We start from the raw sequence: 407 nt of genomic DNA, 5'->3' as shown, positions 1-407 counted from the left end.
GCGAATAGGTTGTAAAGTTCGATGAATGAGGGATTGAATGGCTAGTAAAACGTTTTCAATGGCAGTTGTATCTCAAGATAGCTTAGATAGCTACATCAGATCTGCAAACGGTTACCCAATGCTAACCGTAGAGAAAGAGAAAGACCTTGCCGAGCGTTTGCATTACAAAGGTGAGATTGAGGCTGCGAAAGAGCTGATTTTGTCTCATTTGCGTTTTGTTGTTCATGTAGCTCGTGGTTACTCTGGTTATGGTCTTCCTCTAGCTGACTTAGTTCAGGAAGGTAATATCGGATTAATGAAAGCGGTGAAACGATTTAACCCAGAAGTGGGTGTTCGCCTTGTTTCATTTGCTGTTCATTGGATCAAAGCTGAGATTCATGAGTACGTACTGCGTAACTGGCGTATCG

General features: G+C 42.5%; 1 protein-coding gene. It reads left to right on the top strand.

Annotated elements, in window-relative coordinates; genetic code table 11:
- Positions 1-37 precede the first annotated feature (37 nt).
- Positions 38-407, top strand: a 370-nt coding sequence (locus tag AB4585_RS29080; RefSeq protein ID WP_372172273.1) for a sigma-70 family RNA polymerase sigma factor, incomplete at its 3' end; no start/stop codon positions are given.

The sequence above is a fragment of the Vibrio sp. 10N.222.49.C9 genome (assembly GCF_041474985.1).
GTDB lineage: Bacteria > Pseudomonadota > Gammaproteobacteria > Enterobacterales > Vibrionaceae > Vibrio > Vibrio crassostreae_C.
The sequence above is the reverse complement of the archived record's forward strand: the minus strand, read 5'-3'. Positions and strand labels throughout refer to the sequence as shown.